This is a genomic window from Martelella sp. AD-3 (assembly GCF_001578105.1).
Classification (GTDB): domain Bacteria; phylum Pseudomonadota; class Alphaproteobacteria; order Rhizobiales; family Rhizobiaceae; genus Martelella.
In genome coordinates, this window is sequence record NZ_CP014275.1 from 1,177,418 (window position 1) to 1,198,978 (window position 21,561).

A 21,561-nucleotide genomic window follows, 5' to 3' on the forward strand; every position below is an offset into this window, starting at 1 on the left:
TCCCGTTCCTTAAATTTCGTTGGTGTCGTTCAGCCTGGCAAATACTTGCGCGTCAGGCAGTGTTGCTTGTCATCGTCGGGTTCTGCCCGACATTTGGCGTCGCGGATATCAGATTTCGGCGGTGAAGTCCAGCCCCCGCGCGCTGGATAGCAGGCGATTGCGCCCGTTTTGCCGCAGAAGCCGCAGGTTCGAAACGCGGCGCGTCGTTAGCGCGCTTGCCGTCCGCGCGCAACCCCGAAAATTCCGATGTCGAGCGCAGGCGGCAAAAGCGTCGCAAAAAGGACGTTGCGTCACTTTCCGATTTGCGATTGGTATAGGGTAAGGACAAACAGGTAAGCCGGCCCGAGGGAGCATTTAGATGCGCAAATATTCCGTTTTCGCCCTGGCGCGCGAGGCCATGCGGCACCATACGGGCTGGGAAAAGCACTGGACCTCGCCCGAGCCGAAGCCGGAATACGACGTCATCATCATCGGCGGCGGCGGCCACGGCATGGGCGCGGCCTACTATCTCGCCAAGGAACACGGCATCACCAATATTGCCGTGATCGAAAAAGGCTGGGTCGGCGGCGGCAATACAGGGCGAAATACCACCATCGTGCGCTCCAATTATCTCTATGACGAGAGCATGGATATCTACGAGCATTCCCTGAAGCTCTGGGAAGGCCTCGCGCTCGATCTCAACTACAATGTCATGTATTCGCCGCGCGGCGTGATGATGCTGTCGCACAACGAGCATGACCGCCAGTCCTTCAAGCGTCACGTCCACGCCAACCGGCTCTACGGCATCGACAATGAATGGCTGACGCCGGTCCAGGCGAAGGAATACTGCCCGCCGCTCGATATCGCGGCGACCGCGCGCTATCCGGTCAATGGCGCGGCCCTGCAGCGGCGCGGCGGCACGGCGCGCCACGATGCGGTTGTCTGGGGGTATGGCCGCGCGGCCTCCGACCGGGGCGTGCATATCATCCAGAACTGCGAGGTGAAGGGCATTCGTCGCGGGCCGGACGGGGCCGTTGCCGGGGTCGAAACCTCGAAGGGCTTTATCGGCGCGAAGAAGATCGGCGTTTCGGCTTCGGGCCACAATTCCGTGGTGATGGCGATGGCCGATGTCCGCCTGCCGCTCGAAAGCCAGCCGCTGCAGGCGCTCGTCTCCGAGCCGCTGAAGCCGATCTTTCCCTGCGTCGTCATGTCGAATTCGGTGCATGCCTATATCTCGCAGTCCGACAAGGGTGAACTCGTCATCGGCGCGGGCACAGACCAGTATAATTCCTATTCCCAGACCGGCGGCCTGCAGATCATCACTCACACGCTCGATGCCATCTGCGAGCTTTTCCCGATCTTCCGCCGGGTGAAGATGATGCGGCAATGGGGCGGGATCACCGACAACACGCCGGACCGCTCGCCGATCCAGAGCGTGACGCCGGTTCCGGGGCTCTTCGTCAATTGCGGCTGGGGCACGGGCGGTTTCAAGGCGACGCCGGGGTCTGCCCACCTCTTCGCCCATCTGATCGCCAGGGGCGAGCCGCACAGGCTTGCCGCCGGGCTGACGCTTGACCGCTACCGCACCGGCCGCCTGATCGACGAGGCGGCGGCCGCCGCCGTCGCGCATTGAGGCCCGCCATGCTCTGGACCGTCAGCAACAAGACAGAAACGAGTGCAGGCACGGTTGCCTGGGGTTCGTCCGGCGAGGGGCCGCCGCTGGTGCTGGCCCATGGCTGGCCGTGGTCGTCCTTTTCCTGGCACCGGATGATCCTGCCGCTCTCAAAAGCCTATACCTGCTATTGGTACGACATGCCGGGGTTTGGCCGCTCGGCCAAGGATCCCGGACAGGCGACCGGTCTCGATGTGCAGGGGCTTGTCTTCAGGGAGATGGTGGAATTCTGGGAGCTCGACCGGCCGAGCGTCTTTGCCCATGATTTCGGCGGCGCGGTGACGCTTAGGGCCAATCTCCTGCATGATGTCGCCTTTGCCGATCTTCTGTTGATGAACGTCGTGGCTGTCAGCCCCTGGGGATCTGAATTTTTTGAACATGTCAGCCGTCATATCGATGCCTTCACGCCGCTGCCGCCGCATATCCATTCGGCCATTGTCGCCGCCTATATCCGCAGCGCGCTGGTGAGCGAGCTGGACGAGCACGAGCTGCATGAACTCGCCTCGCCCTGGCTGACGCCCGAGGGGCAGGCGAGCTTCTACAGGCAGTTCGCCCAGGCAGACGAGCGTTTCACCGACGAATTTGCCGACAGGCTGAAGACGATCGACTGTCCGGTCACCGTGATCTGGGGCGAGAAGGACCCGTGGATCCCGATCTCGCGCGGCCACCAGCTTGCCGGCGCCATCGGCGTCCAGCTTCATGCGCTTGAAGGCGTCGGCCATATGCCGCAGCTGGAGGCGCCGCGTCCGCTGCTCGACATGATCCTCTCCTTGCCTGAAGCCCTGCCCGAACTGGAAGGGAACTAGAACATGCTGCTGATCCACTGTCCCTATTGCGGCGAAGCGCGAAGCGAGCTGGAATTTGCCGCCGCCGGCGAAGCCCATATCGCCCGGCCGGAGAATATCGCGGAGATTTCCGACGAGGCGTTTGCGGACTATTTTTTCATGCGCGCCAATCCCAAGGGCATTCACTACGAGCGCTGGCGCCATGTCCATGGCTGCGGCCGCTTCTTCAACGCCGTGCGCGACACCGTGTCCGACCGGTTCCTGAAGACCTACAGGACCGGCGAACCGAAACCCGAGCGCGCGGATTTTGAGGGAGAAGGCCGATGAGCGGCGCATTGCGCATTGCCGGCAAGGGACGGCTCACGCCAGCCAGGACCATCCGCTTTTCCTTCGACGGCAAGTCATATACGGCCCTTGAGGGAGACACGCTCGCCTCCGCGCTGCTGGCCAACGGCGTGCATCTGGTCGGCCGCTCCTACAAATATCACCGCCCGCGCGGCTTCCTGACGGCCGGTTCGGAGGAGCCGAACGCGCTTTTCGACATTGCCCGCGACAGCGCCAGACGTCAGCCGAATGTGCGCGGCACGGTGCAGGAGGTTTTCGATGGCATGAAGGCGTCCTCGCAAAACCGCTGGCCGTCGCTCTCCTTCGATGCCGGCGCGGTGAATGATTTCCTCTCGCCCTTCTTCATCGCCGGCTTCTACTACAAGACCTTCATGTGGCCGCGCATTGCCTGGCACAGGCTTTATGAGCCTTTGATCCGCAGGGCCGCGGGACTCGGCGAAGCGCCAACCGAGGACGATCCGGACACCTATGCCTGCCGCTATATCCACTGCGATGTGCTGGTGGTCGGCGCGGGACTTGCCGGGCTGACGGCAGCCCTTTCCGCAGCCAGGGCCGGCAAGGACGTGATCCTTTGCGACGAAAAGCCGGAGCCGGGCGGTGCGCTCCAATATGAAAGCGGCACGACCGTCGACGGCAAGCAGGGGTACGAATGGGCGCTGGCTGCCGTGGAGGAACTGAAGGGGATGGACAATGTCCGCGTCCTGCCGCGCACGACTGCCTTCGGCTACTACAACCACAATTTCGTCGCGCTCGGCGAACGGCTCACCGATCACCTGCCGAATGCCAGGGCCAACGGCCCGCGCGAGCGGCTGTGGCAGGTGCGCGCGGGCGAGGTTATCCTCGCCACCGGCGCGATCGAACGTCCGATGGTCTTCCCGCAGAACGACCGGCCCGGCATCATGCTGGCCTCCGCCGCACGGTCCTATCTCAATCATTATGGCGTTGCCGTGGGCAGGCGCATCGGCGTCTTCTGCGCCCATGATTCGGCCTATGAGGCGGCCTTCGACCTGAAGAGGGCCGGTGTCGATGTCTCTGTCATCGTCGACAGCCGGATGGAGGCAGGCGCAGGACTTGAGGAAGAGGCAAGGGCGCTTGGCATCAAGATTCTTGCCAACAACACCGTTGTTGGAACGAAGGGGCGGCTCCGTGTCTCCTCCATGAAGGTGAAGGACAAGGACAGCGGCAAGTCGCGCAGCTTCGATATCGATGCGCTGATCACCTCCGCCGGCTGGACGCCCTCCGTCCATCTTTTCTCGCAATCGCGCGGCAAACTGGTCTTCGATGCGGACGAGCAGCGTTTCGTGCCCGGCACGCACGCGCAGAATTCGGTTTGCGTCGGCGCCTGCAACGGCACGGACGCGATCCACGCCGTCATCGGCGAGGCGGCCGCGGCCGGCGGCGGCATCGCCGATATAGCGGCCGAAAACGCCCGTCCGTGGACCGGCGGCATGCTGGGCGAAGACGAGAGCGCCGACAGCCATGCCCGCGCCTTCATCGACTATCAGCACGATGTCTGCGCCAAGGATATCCGCCAGGCCGTGCACGAGGGCATGGCCTCGATCGAGCACATCAAGCGGTTTACCACCAACGGTATGGCCTCCGACCAGGGCAAGCTTTCCAACATGCACGGTCTCGCCATCGCCGCCGAAATGCTGGACCGGCCGATCCCGCAGGTGGGGCTCACCACCTTCCGGCAGCCCTTCACGCCCGTCACCTTCGGCACGCTGATCGGTCATTCGCGGGGGGCTCTTTTCGATCCGGCCCGCAAGACGCCGATCCATGAATGGGCGGAAGGCGAGGGCGCGGCCTTCGAGGATGTCGGCAACTGGAAGCGCGCCTGGTATTTTCCGCGCCCCGGCGAAACCAAGCATGATGCGGTCAACCGCGAATGCCGGACGGTGCGCGAGGCGGCCGGCGTCTTCGATGCCTCGACGCTCGGTAAGATCGAGGTGGTCGGCCCGGATGCCGAGGCCTTCATGAACCTGATGTATTCCAACGCCTGGTCGACGCTGAAGCCCGGCAAATGCCGCTATGGACTGATGCTGCGCGAGGACGGTTACATCTATGACGACGGCGTGGTCGGCAGGCTTTCAGTGGACCGCTTCCATGTGACGACCACGACCGGCGGCGCGCCGCGCGTTCTCAACCTGATGGAAGATTATCTGCAGACCGAGTTTCCGCATCTGAACGTCTGGTTGACCTCGACCACCGAGCAATGGGCCGTGATCGCGGTGCAGGGGCCGAAAGCGCGCGAGATCATCGAACCCTTTGTCGAGGGCGTCGATATCTCGGCGGACGCCTTCCCGCATATGAGCCTTGCCGAATGCACGGTCTGCGGCGTGCCGGCGCGGCTTTTCCGGGTGTCTTTCACCGGCGAGCTTGGCTTCGAGATCAACGTGCCGGCCGACTACGGTCTTTCCGTCTGGAAGACCGTTTTCGAGCGTGCCGAGCGCTTCGGGGCCTGCGCCTATGGTACCGAGACCATGCATGTGTTGCGCGCGGAAAAGGGCTATATCGTCGTCGGTCAGGATACCGATGGCACGGTAACGCCGTTCGATGCCGGCATGGGCTGGGCGGTGTCGAAGAAGAAGAGCGATTTCGTCGGCATACGCGGGCTCAAGCGCCCGGATCTCGTCGCCGAGGATCGCAAGCAGCTTGTCGGCCTGATGGTCAAGAACAATCCGCGGCTGGTGCTGGAGGAGGGCGCGCAGATCGTTGCCGATCCGAATGCGGCCAAACCGGTGCCCATGCTCGGTCATGTGACGTCGGCCTACTGGTCGGAGGCATTGCAGAGCGGCATTGCCATGGCGGTGGTCAAGAACGGTCACGCGCTCAAGGGCCAGACGCTCTACGTGCCGATGCCGAACCGCAATATCGCCGTCGAGGTGGTCGACACCGTATTTTATGACAAGGAAGGAGCGCGCATCCATGGCTGAGGAACGTGTTGCGACACGCGCATTTCCGCTTGCCGGCGCCTATGGCGGCTCGGACCTTGCCCGCCTCGTGGTCGCCGCCGATGCCACGCGGCTTTCGCTCAGGGCCGGGGAGACTGCGCTCGGCGCGCTTTCCGGCGCCCTCGAGATCGACCTGCCGCGCGCGCCGCTGTCATCGGCCATGAAGGACGGCCGCTATGCCTTCTGGCTGGGGCCGGATGAATGGCTGGTGATCAACGAATATGGCGACGACCTGATGTCGCGGCTGCAGGGGATCGAGACGCCGTTCTCCGCCGTTGACGTCTCCCACCGCAACGTCGCGGTGATGGTCGACGGGCCGGGGGCTGCGGCAGCGATCAACGCCGCCTGCCCGCAGGACCTGAGGCTTGCCAGCTTTCCGGTCGGCAAGGTGGTGCGCACCGTTCTCGGCAAGGCGGAGATCGTTCTGTTCCGCAAGGAGGAGAACACCTTCCGCGTGGAATGCTGGCGCTCCTTCGCGCCTTACGTCTTCGGCCTGCTCGATCAGGGCGCGAAGGACGCGGCCCGGTGAGGCCGGTCAGGCCGTTTCCGGGCGATCTTCGGCGGCAAACTGGACAAGCGTGATCCAGTCGGCGGTCAGCGCCGGCTTCCGTTCGCCTTCGATTTCGACGCTCACGGTGTAATTGATCGCCAGCAGTTCGGCCCCGCGAAAGCGTGCGTCCCTGAGCGTGAAGCGGCCGCGCACGCGCGCGCCGCTTTTGACAGGGGTCATGAACCGCACCTTGTCGAAGCCGAAATTGATGCCCATGGTCTGTTCGCGCACCTTCGGCACGCAATCATAATTCATCGCCGAAAGCAGCGAGAGCGTCAGGAAACCATGGGCGATCGTACCGCCGAAAGCCGTTTCGGCTCGGGCGCGTTCCGGATCGGTATGGATGAACTGATGGTCGAGCGTGGCGTCGGCGAAGGTGTCGATCATCGTCTGGTCGACGGTGAACCAGCGCGACAGACCGACCTCATGGCCGATATAGTCCTTCACTTCAGAGAGCGAAATGTCATTGGCCATGGTCTTCTTTCGGCTGCGCACGGTTCTTGTTGGTTGGCCTATCCGGCCTCGGAGAGCATTTCCGCATAAAACGATACCGAACGGGGCGCAAGCGCGATCTCGACGATGCCGCGTTTCCGGTCGGCGAGGCTGTGCCACCCGTGGGCGTCGCGCTCCGGCAGGCGGAAGGCCATTTCCCCGTGGCTGCGATTGATCAGGATGGCAAGACGCGTCGGACTTCCGCTGGCGCGCTCCGTGGTCGAGAGCACGACGCTCAGGCTGTCGCATTCCGCCGCCTCCCAGTCCTCGACGGACATGCTATCGCCGTCCGGACGCAGCCAGGTCACCTCGTCCTCGGTGAAGAACCCGGTTTCGGAGAAGACCGAGAACTGCCTGCGCAGGGCGGCCAGCTCCCCGGTATAGGCGATCAGCTCGTCATCCATGGCGTGCCAGTCGATCCAGGTGGTCTCGTTGTCCTGGCAATAGGCATTGTTGTTGCCGTACTGGGTCATGCCGCCCTCGTCTCCGGCTTTGAGCATGATCGCGCCGCGGCTGGCAAACAGGGTGGCAAGCAGCGCCTTGATGTCCTGCCGGCGGCGCGACAGCACCACGCCATTGTCGGTTTCGCCCTCGATGCCGTTGTTCCACGAGAAGTTTTCGTCGTGGCCATCGCGGTTGCTCTCGCCGTTGGGCCCGTTGTGCTTGTGCACATAGGCGGTCACGTCGTGCAGCGAAAACCCGTCATGGGCGGCGATGAAATTGACCGAGCGGGTCACATGCTGGTCGCGCACGGAGAAGATGTGCGAGGAACCCGACAGGGCGTCCGCGAGCAGGCCGGTCATGTTCGGATCGCCGCGCCAGAACCGGCGCATGTCGTCGCGCGCCCGGTCGTTCCATTCCAGGAAGGGGGCGGGGAAATGGCCAAGCTGGTAGCCGCCGGGACCGATATCCCAGGGTTCGGCGATCATGGTTCTGCCCTTCAGCGCCGGGTCCGAGAGAATGGCATCCAGCGTTTCGGCATGGGTATCGAAGCCTTGCCGGGTGCGCCCGAGGATGGGCGCGAGATCGAAGCGGAAGCCGTCAATGCCCGCCTGGGTGACGAAAAAGCGCAGGCTGTCGATGATATAGCGGCGCACCATCGGGTGGTCGCAGGCGATCGTGTTGCCGCAGCCGGTGTCGTTGATGAACACCGAAGGGTCGTCTTCGGCCAGCCGGTAATAGGTCGCGTTGTCCAGACCGCGGAAGCTCAGCGTGCCGCCGAACTGGTCGCTTTCGCCGCTGTGGTTGAAGACGAGATCGAGGATCACGGCGATGCCGGCCTTGTGCAGGGCTGCAACCGCCTCGCGCAATTCGGCGATTCCGCCCGGGCAGAGCCGCGGGTCAGGCGCCATGAAGGTCACCGGATTGTAGCCCCAGGCATTGGTAAGTCCGAGATCCCTGAGATGGCGCTCGTCGATCCACGCCGTCACCGGCATGAGTTCGATCGCGTCAGCCCCGATCTTCTGCAGATGCTCCACCACGGCGGGATGTCCGAGGGCCGCGACTGTGCCGCGAATGCTTTCGGGCACGTGCGGATTGAGCTTCGTCAGCGATTTTACCCCGGCCTCGTAGATGAAGGCCCCATCCGGCAGGTCGATATGGCCGGGTTCGTCGCCCAGATCGGGAACCACCACGCTTTTCGGCACGATGTCGGCCGTCTCGACGCCATATTGTCCGAGCCTGGGATCATAGCGGTAGGGCGCGTCGATTTCGCGCGCGTACGGGTCCACCAGAAGCTTCGAGGAATCGAACCAGTGTCCGGCCATCGGATCGTACCGTCCGAAGGCGCGATAGCCGTAGCGCTGGCCGGGTTTCAGCCCGTCGACGAGCAGGCGGAACATATTGCCACGCTCGTGCGACATCGGAAGATGCGCGGTCTCCGTGCCGTCCGGGGTAAACAGGCAGAGTTCCATACCTGCCGCATTCTCCGAATAGACGGAAAATTCGACGCCCCGGTCGAGAACCCTCACGCCGGGTCTTGCTTCATGGTCACGCATCGGTATCTCAGGTAATCACGGTCGGAGCATCGCGGCCGGTGCGTTCCTTGATGCCGGCGACGTGCTCGGCATAGGCGATCAGCCCGGCAAGCGTCTTCTGCGTGTCTTCTTCATGGCGGGCCGGGTCCGGCTCGAAATGCTCCAGATAGACGCGCAGCGTCGCTCCGGACGTGCCGGTGCCGGAAAGACGGAAGACGACGCGGGAACCGCTTTCGAACATGATGCGCACGCCCTGGTTCCGACTGATCGAGCCGTCGACCGGGTCGTGATAGGCGAAGTCGTCGGCTTCCTTCACGGTCAGGTCGCCGAAGGTGGTGCCGGGCAGGGTGGCAAGCTTCTCGCGCAGCGCGTCCATCAGGCCGTTGGCCGCCTCGGTTTCGATGCCCTCATAGTCGTGGCGGGAATAATAGTTGCGGCCATAATCCGCCCAGTGCTTCTTGACGATGTCGAACGCGGTCTCGCCGCGCACGGCCAGGATGTTGAGCCAGAGCAGAACGGCCCACAGCCCGTCCTTCTCCCGCACATGGCTGGAGCCGGTGCCGAAGCTCTCCTCGCCGCACAGCGTCGCCTTGCCGGCATCGAGCAGATTGCCGAAGAATTTCCAGCCCGTCGGCGTCTCATAGGCCTCGATGCCGAGTTTCTCGGCCACCCGGTCGGCGGCCTGGCTGGTCGGCATCGAACGGGCGATCCCGGCAAGGCCGCCCTTGTAGGCAGGCGCCAGGTGCGCGTTTGCCGCAAGGATGGCGAGACTGTCGGACGGCGTGATGAAGATGCCCTTTCCGACCACCATGTTGCGGTCGCCGTCGCCATCGGAGGCCGCGCCGAAATCGGGGCCGTCGGCGCTCATCACCTCGTCATAAAGTCCCTTGGCATGGACGAGGTTCGGGTCGGGGTGGTGGCCGCCGAAATCTTCGAGCGGCACGAAATTGCGCACCGAGCCCTCCGGCGCGCCAAGACGGTTCTCGATGATTTCCCTGGCATAGGGGCCGGTTACCGCACTCATTGCGTCGAAGGCGATGCGGAAACCGCCGGCGATATAGGAACGGATCTCTTCGAAATCGAACAGTTCCTCCATCAGGGCCGCATAGTCTGCGACCGGATCGAAGACTTCCACGTCCATGTCATCGACCTTGTAGGTGCCAAGCTTGTCGAGCGGCACGTCGTCGGCCTCGGAGATGCGGTAGCGGTCGATCAGCTTGGTGCGCTCATAGATCGCATCGGTGATGCGCTCGGGCGCGGGGCCGCCATTGGCGGTGTTGTATTTGATGCCGAAATCCTCGTTCGGGCCGCCGGGATTGTGGCTGGCCGAGAGGATGATGCCGCCGAAGGCCTGGTATTTTCGGATCATGTTGGAGGCCGCCGGCGTCGACAGAATGCCGCCCTGGCCGACCATGACCTTGCCGAAACCGTTGGCCGCGGCCATCTTGATCGCGGTCTGGATCACCTCGCGGTTGAGATAGCGCCCGTCGCCGCCGATCACCAGCGTCTTGCCCTGATAGTCCTCGAGGCTGTCGAATACCGACTGGATGAAGTTTTCCGCATAATGCGGCTGGGCGAAAACCGGCACTTTCTTGCGCAGGCCCGAGGTTCCGGGCTTCTGGCCGTCAAAGGGCTTGGTGGCAATGGTCTTGGTCATGATGTTCGAACCGTCACACGAATAGGCTTGAATAAAGGTCGGCGTAAAGTTTGGCGCTGGATTTCCAGGACACGTCGCTCTTCATGCCCTGTTTCTGCATATGCATCCAGTTTTTCTTGTCGTCGAAAAGGTTGACGGCGCGGCGCAGGGCGTGGACCAGCGACCAGGTTTCCACCGGCGAGAACTGGATGCCCGTTGCCGCCTTCATATCGAGCGCGGCCGGATTGGCGTCGATGATGGTGTCGGCCAGACCGCCGGTGCGCGCGACAACCGGCACGCAGCCATAGCGCAGGCCGTAAAGCTGGGTCAGGCCGCAGGGTTCGAAACGCGAGGGAATGAGGATGGCATCGGCGCCGGCCTGCTGGATATGCGACAGCGTCTCGTCATAGCCGATGATCGTGCCGACGCGCCCGGGATAGAGCCGCACCGCGTTGCGGAAGGCTTCCTCCAGGTGATGCTCGCCGGTGCCGAGAACGGCGAGCTTGCCGCCCATCGCCACCAGCGGTCCGATGGCTTCGGCGAGAAGGTCCATGCCCTTCTGCCAGGTCAGGCGCGAGACGACGCAGAAGATCGGCGAATTGTCGTCATCAAGGCCGAAGCGTTCGCTCAGGACCTGCCGGTTGGGTTCGCGCAGGCGCAGACGGCTCGGCGTGTAGCGGCTGGCGAGCGTCTTGTCCGTCGTCGGGTTCCAGACATCGGTGTCGATGCCATTGACGATACCGTGGACGGTATGCGCGCGCGCGGCGATCAGGCCTTCGAGCCCCATGCCGTATTGCGGCGTCTGGATCTCGCGCGCATAGGTGGGGCTGACGGTGGTCACCGCCCAGGCGGTCTGCAAGCCGCCCTTCAGGAAGCCGACATTGCCGTAATACTCGACGCCGTCCACGGCCATCGCATGGGCCGGAAGGCCGAGCCAGGGGAAGATCTCGGGTCCGAACGTGCCCTGAAACGCGATGTTGTGGATGGTGAGGATCGACGGTTTCTCCGGAACGTCGGCAAAACGCATGTAGACCGGCGTCAACGCCGCCTGCCAGTCATGGCAGTGGACGAGGTCCGGCTCCCATCCCGGCAGCACGCCGGCGGCAACTTCCGCCGCCGCTTTGGACAGCGCCCCGAAACGGCGCCAGTTGTCGGAATAACCTTCCCCGCTCGCGGAATTGTAGGGATTGCCGAAACGGCCGAAAAGCGCCGGAATGTCCAGGATCAGAAGGTCGAGGCCCTCGTATCTGGCTGCGTGGAGCGTTGCCCATTCCCCGAAAAGGTCGCCGAAGGTGTGAACCTTTTCGGCATGCCCCTCGACCGCCTTCATGATTGCCGGGTAACCCGGAACGATGGTGCGGGTTTCGACGCCGAGGCCGGCAAGGGCAAGCGGCAAGGCGCCTGCCACATCGGCAAGGCCACCCGTCTTGATCAACGGGTAGATTTCCGACGCAACGGAAAGGACCTTCATGTCTTAGTTATCCAATCTGTCGATCATCGACTGTGTAATCAGGCAAATGCCGCTTTCGGAGCGACGGAAACGGCGGGCATCCACGTCCGGGTCCTCGCCGACGACGAGGCCTTCGGGAATGTGGACGCCGTGGTCGATCACCACGTTCTTCAGCCGCGCGTGCCGTCCGATATGGACATGGGGGAGAATGACGGCGCCTTCGAGGCGCGAATAGGAATTGGCGCGCACGCCGGTGAAAAGCAGGCTCTTGTAAAGCTGCGAACCGGAGATGATGCAGTCGCCCGATACCACCGAGGAAATGGCCGAACCGCGGCGGTTCTCGTCGTCATGAACGAATTTCGCCGGCGGCGTGACCTCCGAATAGGACCAGACAGGCCAGGACTTGTCGTATATGTCGAGTTCCGGAACCACGGCCGTCAGGTCGATATTGGCCTGCCAATAGGCATCGATCGTGCCGACATCGCGCCAATAGGCTTCCTTTTCATAGCTCGAGCGCACGCAACTCTTGGAGAAGCGGTGCGCCATCGCCTTGCCGTTTTTCACGATGTAGGGGACGATATCCTTGCCGAAGTCGCGGCTGGAGGTCGGATCGGCTGCATCGCGGTAGAGGCATTCGAACAGGAACTTGGTGTTGAAGACATAGATGCCCATGGAGGCAAGCGCCATCTTCTCGTTGCCGGGAATGCCCGGCGGATTGGCCGGCTTTTCGACGAAATCGACAATCCGGTCGGTGGCGTCCACATGCATCACGCCGAAGCCCTTGGCCTCTTCCACCGGGACTTCCAGGCAGCCGATGGTGATATCGGCGCCTTCGTTGACGTGCTGCTGAAGCATCGCCTCATAGTCCATCTTGTAGATGTGGTCGCCGGCCAGGATGATCATGTATTCCGGGCCATAGGAATCGATGATGTCGATATTCTGGTAGACCGCGTCGGCCGTGCCCTCGTACCACTGCGTTTCCGAGACGCGCTGGGAGGCGGGAAGCACGTCGAAACTCTCGTTTCGTTCAGGCCGGAAGAAGTTCCACCCCTGATGCAGGTGTCGGATCAGCGAGTGCGCCTTGTACTGCGTGGCGACGCCGATGCGCCGGATGCCGGAATTGAGCGCGTTCGACAGAGCGAAGTCGATGATGCGGGTCTTGCCGCCGAAATAGACCGCGGGCTTTGCACGCGTGTCGGTCAGTTCCTTCAATCGGCTGCCGCGACCGCCGGCCAGAACATAGGCCATGGCGTCACGGGCCAGGGGGTATCCAGTGCGCGTATTCATCCTTCCCTCCCTCTCACTCACTCTTCCGGTTCCAGCATGATGGTTGCAAGCGGCGGCAGAAGCAGGGTGGCGGAAATGCCGCCATGGCCATGGACGTCGGCGCGCACGCGCCCGCCATTGCCCTTGCCGCTGCCGCCGTAGATTTCGGCGTCGGTATTCAGGATTTCGCGCCAGATCCCGGCCTTGGGCACAGGGACGTGATAGTCCTCGCGCGGAACCGGCGTGAAATTGCAGATGACGATAATTGGCTTTTCGCCCGGCGCCTTGCGCTGCCAGGCAAAGACGGAATTGTCGTGATCATCGACGATCGTCCACTCGAAGCCCTCCGGCTCGCAGTCGCGCGCATGCAGCGCCTTCTTGGAACGGTAGGTGAAGTTGAGATCGCGCACCAGGCGGCGCATGCCCTCGTGGGTCGGATAGTCGAGCAGGTTCCAGTCCAGCCCGCGGGCCTCGCTCCATTCGCTCCACTGGGCGAATTCCTGCCCCATGAACAAGAGCTTCTTGCCGGGATACCCCCACATGAAGGCGTAGTAGGCCCTCAGATTGGCGAATTTCTGCCAGTCGTCGCCCGCCATCTTGGCAATCAGCGAGCCCTTGCCGTGCACCACCTCGTCGTGGGAGAGCGGCAGAACATAGTTCTCGGCGAAGGCATAGAGCAGGCCGAAGGTGATTTCCTGGTGATGATGCTTGCGGTAGATCGGCTCGCGCGCGAGATAGCTCAGCGTGTCGTGCATGAAGCCCATGTTCCACTTGAAGCCGAAGCCGAGACCGCCTTCGTGCACGGGCTGCGAGACCTTGGGCCAGGCGGTCGATTCCTCGGCGATCGTCATCATCTCCGGATGATTGCCGTAGACGGCCTTGTTGGTCTCCTGGATGAAGCGGACGGCGCCGAGATTTTCATTGCCGCCATATTCGTTCGGCACCCATTCGCCGTGCTTGCGCGAATAGTCGAGGTAAAGCATCGAGGCGACGGCGTCGACCCTGAGCCCGTCGACATGAAACCGTTCGCCCCAGTAGAGCGCGTTGTTCAGGAGAAACGAGGCGACTTCGGTGCGGCCGAAATTGTAGATCGCCGTGTTCCAGTCCGGATGAAAGCCCTGGCGCGGATCGGCATGCTCGTAAAGCGACGTGCCGTCGAATTGCCTGAGGCCATGCTCGTCGGTCGGGAAATGGGCGGGCACCCAGTCGAGGATGACGCCGAGGCCGACCTTGTGGCAGCCATTGACGAAACGGGCGAAGCCTTCCGGCTCGCCGAAACGGGCCGTCGGCGCATAAAGCCCGGTCGTCTGGTAGCCCCAGGACGGATCATAGGGATATTCGGAGACCGGCAGGAATTCGATATGGGTGAAGCCCATGTCGGCGCAATAGGGGATCAGCCTGTCGGCGAGTTCGTCCCAGGAGAGGAACGTGCCGTCATCATGGCGCTGCCAGGAACCGGCATGGACCTCGTAGATCGAGATCGGTTCGCGTCGCCGGTCAACGCTCGCCCAGTGTTCGCGGTGGGCCTCGTCGTCCCATTCCTGCTCCAGGTCGGCGGCCGTCAGCGAGGCGGTCTGCGGACGCAGCTCGCTGCGGCGGGCAAAGGGGTCCGCCTTCAGCGGCAGGAGATTGCCGTCGGCGCCGATGATCTCGAACTTGTAGGGCTGGCCGGGCTCGACCTCGGGCGCGAAGATTTCCCAGACGCCGGAATCGCGGCGGAACCGCATCATGTGGCGCCGTCCGTCCCAGCCGTTGAAGGACCCGACGACCGACACGCGGCGGGCGTTCGGCGCCCAGACGGCGAAGTGAAAGCCCTTCACCCGCTGATGGGTCATCTGGTGTGCGCCGAGCTTGTCGAACAGTCTCAGATGCGAGCCCTCGCGGACGTAATAGTCGTCCATCGGGCCGAGCACGGGCCAGAAACTGTAGGGATCGGTCACCGTCCATTCCGCTTCGCCGCGTTTGGCATGGTAGCGGATCGGCACGAAGCCGGGGATGTCGACGGGCCCGGCGAAGAACCCGGCTTCATCGAGGCATGTCAGCTTGCCGAGAGGCTTGCCGTCGAGGTCGAATGCCTCGACGGTTTCCGCCCCGGGCAGGAAACACCGGGCGACGTGACTGCCGTTGATATCGTGGATGCCGAGCACGGAGAAGGCATCCCCGTGGGTGGCATTCAGGATAGCGTTGATTTCCTCCCGCGCGGGGAAACCGTCCCGCGCCTGTTCCGGACCGTCTGATTCCGGCTTTTTCATAAAGCACTCCAGATGTCGTGTGCATACTCCCTGATCGTCCTGTCGGACGAGAACCATCCCATGCGGGCAGTATTCCTGATTGTCTTAACGTTCCAGGCGGTGCGATCGTTCCAGATCGCATCGACTTCGCGCTGGGCGGCGGCATAGGCATCGAAATCGGCGGCGACCATGAACCAGTCGTGGTCGTACAGTCCGCCGATGAGGTCGACATAGCGGCCCGGATCGTCATGCGAGAACACGCCCGAGGAAATGGCCGACAATGCCTGCGAAAGCTCCTTGGAACCCTCGATGATCTCGCGCGGATTGTGACCTTTCGCGCGCGCCTGTTCAACCTCTTCTGCCGTCAGTCCGAAAATGACCATGTTTTCAGCGCCGACCCAGTCGCGCATCTCGACATTGGCGCCGTCAAGCGTGCCGATGGTCAGCGCGCCGTTGATGGCGAATTTCATGTTGCCGGTGCCGGAGGCCTCCATGCCGGCCGTCGAGATCTGCTCGGAAAGGTCGGCGGCCGGGATCATCACCTCGGCGGTGGAAACATTGTAGTTCGGAATGAAGACGATCTTCAGAAGTCCGCGCACCGACGGGTCGTTGTTGATGACGCGGGCAACGTCATTGGCGAGCTTGATGATCAATTTGGCGTTGTGATAGCTCGGCGCCGCCTTGCCGGCGAAGAGCTTGACCCGCGGCACCCAGTCCATCTCCGGATGCGAGCGGATCTGGTCGTAAAGGGCAACCGCCTCGATGATATTCAGAAGCTGGCGCTTGTATTCATGGATGCGCTTGATCTGGATGTCGAACATCGCCGACGGATCGATGCGGGTGCCCATGCGCTCGCCGATGAGATTGGCAAGGCGCGCCTTGTTCTCGCGTTTGACGGCGTGGAATTTCTCCTGGAAGGCCTTGTCCTCGGCGAGGCTGTTGAGCGCCTGCAATTCCTCGGCGTCATCGAGGAAATCGTCGCCGATCGCCTCGCGGATCAGGCCGGTCAGGCCCGGATTGCACTCCTTGAGCCACCGTCGCGGGGTGATGCCGTTGGTCTTGTTGTTGATGCGGTCGGGATGAAGGCGATGCAGATTGTAGAACACCGTCTCCTTCATCAGTTCCGTATGGAGCGCCGAGACGCCGTTGATCGAATGCGAGCCGAGAAAGGCGATATTGCCCATCCGCACGCGCCGTTCGCCGCCCTCGTCGATCAGCGAGATCTGGCGGATCGCGTCGTCGGTGGCGTTCGCCTCCTTGCGGGCCTTCAGCAGGATCTTGGCGTTGATCGCGTAGATCAGCTGCATATGGCGCGGGAACAGGCGTTCGAACAGCGGCACGGGCCAGGTTTCCAGCGCCTCCGGCAGAAGCGTGTGGTTGGTGTAGGCGAAAGTGCCGACGGTCAGCTCCCAGGCATCGTCGAACTCGACGCCGTAGATATCGACCAGGAGACGCATCATCTCGACGATGGCGATCGCGGGATGCGTGTCGTTGAGATGGATGGCGGCCTTTTCCGGCAGAAGCGTGATGTCGCCGAACTGCTGCATGTGCCGGTTCAAGATGTCCTGCAGCGAGGCGGAAGAGAAGAAATATTCCTGCCTCAGGCGCAGTTCCTGTCCCGCCGGATTGGCATCGGCCGGGTAGAGAACGCGAGTCAGCGTCTCGGCCTTTGTGCTTTCCTGCAGCGCGCCGATATGGTCTCCGGCATTGAACTTGTCGAGCAGGATCGGGTCGATCGGCTCGGCCGACCACAGCCTCAGCGTGTTGACGCGCTTGGCGCGCCAGCCGACCACCGGCGTGTCATAGGCCTCGGCGATCATGCGCTCGGCCGGCTTCCACACATAGCGCGGCTCCTTGCCGGCCTCCTCGATGATGTCGACCTTGCCGCCGAAATTGATCTCATGCGTGCTTTCGCGGCGATGGAACTCCCAGGGATTGCCGTGGGAAAGCCAGTTCTCCGGCAGTTCCACCTGCCAGCCGTCGGCGATTTCCTGCCGGAACAGCCCGTTCACATAGCGGATGCCGTAGCCATAGGCGGGCACGTCGACCGTGGCCATGGAATCCATGAAACAGGCGGCAAGCCGGCCGAGACCGCCATTGCCGAGCGCCGCATCCGGTTCCAGTCCAGCAAGCGCGGCGAGGCTGACGTCGAACTTCGCCAGCGCCTGGTTGATCGCCTCGATCATCTCGAGGTTCGAAATGGCGTCGCGCAGAAGCCGGCCGATCAGGAACTCGAGCGAGAGATAATAGACGCGCTTGGAGCCGGCCTCGTAGGTTTTGCGGGTCGATTCCATCCATTTGTCGGTGATCCGGTCGCGCACCGCCAGGATGACGGCGCGCAGCCAGTCATGCGGCTGGGCGACGATCGTGTCCTTCCCAACCTGGTAGGTAAGCTTTTCCAGAATGTCGGCAGCCAGTCCGTCAACATCGTGGGGGCGGGGCGTCGGCAGGGGCAGGTCGGGATTGGTCAGTTTGCTCATTGGCTTTTTCCGTCAAACTCTTTTCAGTCAAAAATGGCTGGAATTTTCGAAATACGCGGCGCCGTAAAACAGTCTCCCCGCTGAGGAGGACCGGTATGCTGTTATCCTTGCGTCCAATTTATGCACTGATATGACGCGCTTGCAACAAACCGATGAGTTCGCATCGGAAATTCTCGTCATACCGTCAAATGCCGCTGTTCTAACCGCGGTTGTGCGGCAGCAAGATGGCAATCCGTCGCGCCCTCCTAAGAGGAAAGCGCCGCGGAGCGTATGCCGCGAGCGCGGGGGCGACTGATATTGCGCTGCAACAGCGCGATGCGTCAGGAGGCGGCCTGGGGCTGCTGGACGGGGATCACGTCCACGGCCTGGGTCGCCTGGTGTTCGCCATAGGTCTTCATCATCCCGAGCACCGGCGCCACGTCGCCATAGTCGCGGCCATAGCCGACGACGATATGGTCGGCGCCGGCTTCCATGTTGTTGGTCGGGTCGAACTCGACCCATCCAGTGGCATTGCCGCACCAGACCCGCACCCAGGCATGCATGGCGTCCGCGCCCTCAAGGCGCGGCCTGCCGGGCGGGGGGGTCGTCCGCAGGTAGCCGCTGACATAGCCCGCGGGGATGCCGATCATCCGAAGCGCGGAGATCATCACATGGGAAAAATCCTGGCAGACGCCGCGGCGCAGCGCGAAGGCCTCCGCCGGCGTGCTGTCAACGGTCGTTGCCTCGCCGTCATAGGCAAAATCCTCGAACACCCGCGCGCAGATCGTCCTGGCGATGGCATAGACGCTGCTGTCGGCGGCCGCATGGCTCCGCCCATAGGCGCCGATCTTCCGGTCGAGCGGAATGCGGGGGCTCGGGCCGATGAAATGGTGCGGCGAATCCCGGCCGAGATCGAGCACGCGGTCATATTCGCCCTTTAGTTCGGCAAGCGTTGTGGCGAATTCCAGCATGGTGCGCGGGGCGTCGATGCTGACCCGGGCCTTCATCATGATGGCGAAACGCTGATGCGGCTGGTTGACCAGCGTCGCGATCGCCGGATGGCCGAAGAAATCGATGAAGCCGCGTTCCTCGTCGGGCTCCGGGTCGAACTTCACATGGCCGGCGATCAGCCGCTGACGCCCGGCGATCGAGAGCGGCATCACGCGGGTGATGTGGCGGGCGAGCGAGGCCGGCGTGTCGTAGCGGTATTCCATCTTGAGGGAGAGGTCGTAAAGCATCGTCCCTCACAGATAGTTTCGGGCAAGACAGTCGGACAGCGCCTCGAAATCGCGCTCCAGCGTCAGGTAGTAATCCGTCGAAACCGTGTCGGCGGTCATTACCGCGAGGCCCGCCTGCACCCGCATCGTCTCGCGATGCAGCGGCGACATCTGCGTCGGGTAGCCGTGATCGGGCAGTTTCTCGACTTCGGCGAGGATCTGGTTCAGCTGGAACAGGACCGAGCGCGGGTTGAGCGGGTCGAGCGCCAGAAGGTCGGTGATCGTCAGGTGATCCGTATAGACATTGTAGTGGCGCCGGTGGGTCATCACGTTGTCGCCGATCTCGAGCAGCATGTCGAGCGCGCCGTCCGGCGCGTCCGCGCCGGAAAGCTCGCCCAGAAGCCGGGTCATGTGCAGGCCGCGCTCCAGATAGCGGCCGATCGAGAGAAAACGCCAGCCGGTCGATCGGTACATGTTTTCGTGCACAAGACCGGCAAAGCCCGCCAGCTTGCGCAACAGCACCGTCACGGCATGGGCGGCGTCATCGCCGGGCTTGACCCGGTCGACGAAGCGGCGCGTGGTCTTCGAAAGGTCGTTCAGCGCCAGCCAGCCATCGGGAGAGAAACGGTCGCGGATATTGCCGGCCGAATAGACGGCGCTGTCGATGTCGCGCAGGAGGCTCGGCGGCAGGGCGGCCTCGGAAAGGTCGAGGCCGATCTGGTCGAGATAGGCTTCCACCCGCGTCAGAAGCGCCTGTCCGCGATCGTCCACCTCGGCAAAGCGGCCGTGCCAGGCGCGCAGGATACGCAGATTGCCCTCTGCGCGTTCGATGTAGCGGCCGAGCCAGAAAAGGTTGTCGGCGGCCCGGCTCGGCAGGTTTGCCGGCTTGTTGCGCGGAATGCGGCTCTCGCGCGTCAGAAGCGTTGGCCGCCCGACCGGCGTCTGGCTCACGACCCAGACATCGGCAGCCCTGCCGCCGGATTGCATGGCGATCGCGGCGACGTCATCGGACGAGCCGATGCGGGCGAAACCGCCCGGCATCAGCCTCCAGCCATCATTTGTGCGGGCGGCGAAGACGCGCAGCGAGAAGGGGTGCGGCGCAAGCTTGCCGTCGACGAAGGCGGGCGCGGTCGACAGTTTGACCGCTTCCTGGCCGACAAGCCAGGGGCCGCGCCTGTCAAGCCAGCGGGCAACCGCGCCGGGTTTGCGCGCGCGCAACCGCTCGCCGGTAAAAGACTGCCCGGAATCGTCGAAGAACGGCATGCGCGAATAGGCCGGTCCGATGAGCATCTGGTCGAGGTTCTCGGCCACATGGCGGCGCTCGTTCTCCTGCCCGCACCACCAGGTGGCGACGGACGGGATCTTCAGTTCCTCGTTCAGAAGGCGACGCGACAGCGCCGGCAGGAAGGCGAGCAGAGCGCGCGTCTCCACCATGCCGGAGCCGAGCGCGTTGACCATGGTGAGATTGCCGGCGCGAATGGCGCCGACGAGGCCGGGCGTGCCGATGCGCGAATTCGGGTTGAGTTCGAGCGGATCGGTGAAGCCGGCATCAAGCCGGCGCCAGAGCACGCTGACCGGCATGGGGCCCGCCACGGTACGCACCATCACCCGGTCGTTGACGACGATCAGGTCCTCGCCCTCCAGAAGCGAGATGCCGAGATAGCGGGCGATATAGGCGTGTTCGTAATAGGTCTCGTTGGCCGGACCCGGCGTCAGCACGCCGATGCGGCCCTCATTGCCGGCGGGGTCGCCCTGCAGCGCATCGCGGAAGGCGCCGAAGAACCCCGCCACGCGCCGCACATGCATGTCGCCGTAGATGCCGGAAAAGGCGCGCGAGGCGGCGACCCGGTTCTCCAGCGCGAAGCCCGCGCCGGAGGGCGCCTGGGCGCGATCGGCGAGCACCCACCATTTGCCGTCCGGCCCGCGCCCGACTTCGAAGGATATGAAGTGAAGATAATGGCCGCCGGGCGGGTCGATGCCGACGAGCGGTCGCAGGAACTCGGTGTTGGAGGCCACCAGCGCCGGCGGAATGAAGCCCTCGGCGACAAGCCGGTTCTCGCCGTAGAAATCGGCCATCATCGCTTCGAGAAGATCCGCGCGCTGCTTCAGTCCGTCGGCGAGTTCCTGCCACTCGTCGTCGTCGATGATCACCGGAATATGGGAAAACGGCCAGGCCCTCGTGTCGTCCTGTCCGTCATAGGCGCGGTAGAACACGCCCGCGTCGCGCAGGTAGCGGTCGGCGCGGGCGAAGCGCTCGGATAGTTCTGATGCCGTCATGCCGGAAAGCGCGTTGACGAAAGGCTGCCAGACGGCGCGCACCTTGCCCGCGGCGTCGACCATCTCGTCGGGCACGCCGGGAAGGGGTACATAGTCCCGGGCGTTCCAGGCGATGGCGGGTTCCGCCTCGTGATCCTCGTCAGCCATATGCTTGTCGGCGGTAAACTCCGCCTTCGGTTCTGCCATCTGGAGCGCTTCCTGCCGCCCATTGATCAGGACCCCGGCCGCGCATGCGGGGCGGGATACCTTGTTTGCCACAAATCGGTTCGGTC

The 21,561-nt window shown here is 63.4% G+C and carries 14 protein-coding genes; 5 read left to right on the forward strand and 9 right to left on the reverse strand.

All coding sequences use genetic code 11. The annotated features are described in order from the left end of the window. Positions 1-358 precede the first annotated feature (358 nt). From AZF01_RS05435 to AZF01_RS05455, 5 genes are read left to right on the forward strand one after another with little or no spacing between them, the layout of a single operon-like run. Positions 359-1,612, forward strand: coding sequence for a sarcosine oxidase subunit beta family protein (locus tag AZF01_RS05435; RefSeq protein ID WP_024710131.1), 1,254 nt, complete (start codon positions 359-361; stop codon positions 1,610-1,612). A gap of 8 nt (positions 1,613-1,620) precedes the next feature. Then, positions 1,621-2,457, forward strand: coding sequence for an alpha/beta fold hydrolase (locus AZF01_RS05440; RefSeq protein WP_024710132.1), 837 nt, complete (start codon positions 1,621-1,623; stop codon positions 2,455-2,457). Positions 2,458-2,460: 3 nt separating this feature from the next. After that, positions 2,461-2,763 (forward strand): sarcosine oxidase subunit delta, encoded by a 303-nt coding sequence (locus AZF01_RS05445; protein ID WP_024710133.1) that lies wholly within the window; start codon positions 2,461-2,463, stop codon positions 2,761-2,763. Then, entirely contained in the window at positions 2,760-5,717 is a 2,958-nt protein-coding gene (locus AZF01_RS05450) for a sarcosine oxidase subunit alpha (RefSeq protein ID WP_024710134.1), read from the forward strand. Before AZF01_RS05445 ends, AZF01_RS05450 begins: the two co-directional genes overlap by 4 nt. Then, positions 5,710-6,264, forward strand: a complete 555-nt coding sequence (locus AZF01_RS05455; RefSeq protein ID WP_024710135.1) for a sarcosine oxidase subunit gamma — start codon at positions 5,710-5,712, stop codon at positions 6,262-6,264. The genes AZF01_RS05450 and AZF01_RS05455 overlap by 8 nt, the downstream gene beginning before the upstream one ends. Positions 6,265-6,270: 6 nt before the next feature. Here AZF01_RS05455 and AZF01_RS05460 read toward each other — a convergent pair whose 3' ends face one another. The 9 genes from AZF01_RS05460 to AZF01_RS05500 form a co-directional block, all read right to left on the reverse strand. Continuing rightward, positions 6,271-6,759, reverse strand: coding sequence for a MaoC family dehydratase (locus AZF01_RS05460; protein ID WP_024710136.1), 489 nt, complete (start codon positions 6,757-6,759; stop codon positions 6,271-6,273). Between the two features lie 38 nt (positions 6,760-6,797). Further along, positions 6,798-8,774 (reverse strand): glycogen debranching protein GlgX, encoded by a 1,977-nt coding sequence (gene glgX, locus AZF01_RS05465; protein ID WP_024710137.1) that lies wholly within the window; start codon positions 8,772-8,774, stop codon positions 6,798-6,800. 7 nt (positions 8,775-8,781) lie between these two features. Further along, positions 8,782-10,410, reverse strand: a complete 1,629-nt coding sequence (locus tag AZF01_RS05470) for an alpha-D-glucose phosphate-specific phosphoglucomutase (RefSeq protein ID WP_024710138.1) — start codon at positions 10,408-10,410, stop codon at positions 8,782-8,784. A gap of 13 nt (positions 10,411-10,423) precedes the next feature. Then, complete coding sequence (glgA, locus tag AZF01_RS05475) at positions 10,424-11,860, reverse strand: glycogen synthase GlgA (RefSeq protein ID WP_036238459.1); 1,437 nt, start codon at positions 11,858-11,860, stop codon at positions 10,424-10,426. Positions 11,861-11,863: 3 nt separating this feature from the next. Beyond that, positions 11,864-13,126 (reverse strand): glucose-1-phosphate adenylyltransferase, encoded by a 1,263-nt coding sequence (glgC, locus tag AZF01_RS05480; RefSeq protein ID WP_024710139.1) that lies wholly within the window; start codon positions 13,124-13,126, stop codon positions 11,864-11,866. Positions 13,127-13,143: 17 nt separating this feature from the next. Next, on the reverse strand, positions 13,144-15,357 hold the full coding sequence (gene glgB / locus AZF01_RS05485; protein ID WP_024710140.1) for a 1,4-alpha-glucan branching protein GlgB: 2,214 nt from the start codon (positions 15,355-15,357) through the stop codon (positions 13,144-13,146). Further along, the gene (locus AZF01_RS05490) at positions 15,354-17,816 is read right to left on the reverse strand and encodes a glycogen/starch/alpha-glucan phosphorylase (protein WP_061449642.1); all 2,463 of its coding nucleotides are present in this window, start codon (positions 17,814-17,816) and stop codon (positions 15,354-15,356) included. Before AZF01_RS05490 ends, glgB begins: the two co-directional genes overlap by 4 nt. Positions 17,817-18,136: 320 nt before the next feature. Next, positions 18,137-19,033, reverse strand: a complete 897-nt coding sequence (locus tag AZF01_RS05495) for a transglutaminase family protein (RefSeq protein ID WP_024707026.1) — start codon at positions 19,031-19,033, stop codon at positions 18,137-18,139. A 6-nt stretch (positions 19,034-19,039) separates the two neighbouring features. Then, positions 19,040-21,436: a circularly permuted type 2 ATP-grasp protein gene (locus tag AZF01_RS05500; RefSeq protein ID WP_036236287.1), complete on the reverse strand. Its 2,397-nt coding sequence runs from the start codon at positions 21,434-21,436 to the stop codon at positions 19,040-19,042. Positions 21,437-21,561 lie beyond the last annotated feature (125 nt).

Excerpts from the sequence above, each read along its gene's own strand:
- AZF01_RS05435 (WP_024710131.1), top strand. The coding sequence starts at position 359 with ATGCGCAAATATTCCGTTTTCGCCCTGGCGCGCGAGGCCATGCGGCAC.
- AZF01_RS05440 (WP_024710132.1), top strand. The coding sequence starts at position 1,621 with ATGCTCTGGACCGTCAGCAACAAGACAGAAACGAGTGCAGGCACGGTT.
- AZF01_RS05445 (WP_024710133.1), top strand. The coding sequence starts at position 2,461 with ATGCTGCTGATCCACTGTCCCTATTGCGGCGAAGCGCGAAGCGAGCTG.
- AZF01_RS05450 (WP_024710134.1), top strand. The coding sequence starts at position 2,760 with ATGAGCGGCGCATTGCGCATTGCCGGCAAGGGACGGCTCACGCCAGCC.
- AZF01_RS05455 (WP_024710135.1), top strand. The coding sequence starts at position 5,710 with ATGGCTGAGGAACGTGTTGCGACACGCGCATTTCCGCTTGCCGGCGCC.
- AZF01_RS05460 (WP_024710136.1), bottom strand. The coding sequence starts at position 6,759 with ATGGCCAATGACATTTCGCTCTCTGAAGTGAAGGACTATATCGGCCAT.
- glgX (WP_024710137.1), bottom strand. The coding sequence starts at position 8,774 with ATGCGTGACCATGAAGCAAGACCCGGCGTGAGGGTTCTCGACCGGGGC.
- AZF01_RS05470 (WP_024710138.1), bottom strand. The coding sequence starts at position 10,410 with ATGACCAAGACCATTGCCACCAAGCCCTTTGACGGCCAGAAGCCCGGA.
- glgA (WP_036238459.1), bottom strand. The coding sequence starts at position 11,860 with ATGAAGGTCCTTTCCGTTGCGTCGGAAATCTACCCGTTGATCAAGACG.
- glgC (WP_024710139.1), bottom strand. The coding sequence starts at position 13,126 with ATGAATACGCGCACTGGATACCCCCTGGCCCGTGACGCCATGGCCTAT.
- glgB (WP_024710140.1), bottom strand. The coding sequence starts at position 15,357 with ATGAAAAAGCCGGAATCAGACGGTCCGGAACAGGCGCGGGACGGTTTC.
- AZF01_RS05490 (WP_061449642.1), bottom strand. The coding sequence starts at position 17,816 with ATGAGCAAACTGACCAATCCCGACCTGCCCCTGCCGACGCCCCGCCCC.
- AZF01_RS05495 (WP_024707026.1), bottom strand. The coding sequence starts at position 19,033 with ATGCTTTACGACCTCTCCCTCAAGATGGAATACCGCTACGACACGCCG.
- AZF01_RS05500 (WP_036236287.1), bottom strand. The coding sequence starts at position 21,436 with ATGGCTGACGAGGATCACGAGGCGGAACCCGCCATCGCCTGGAACGCC.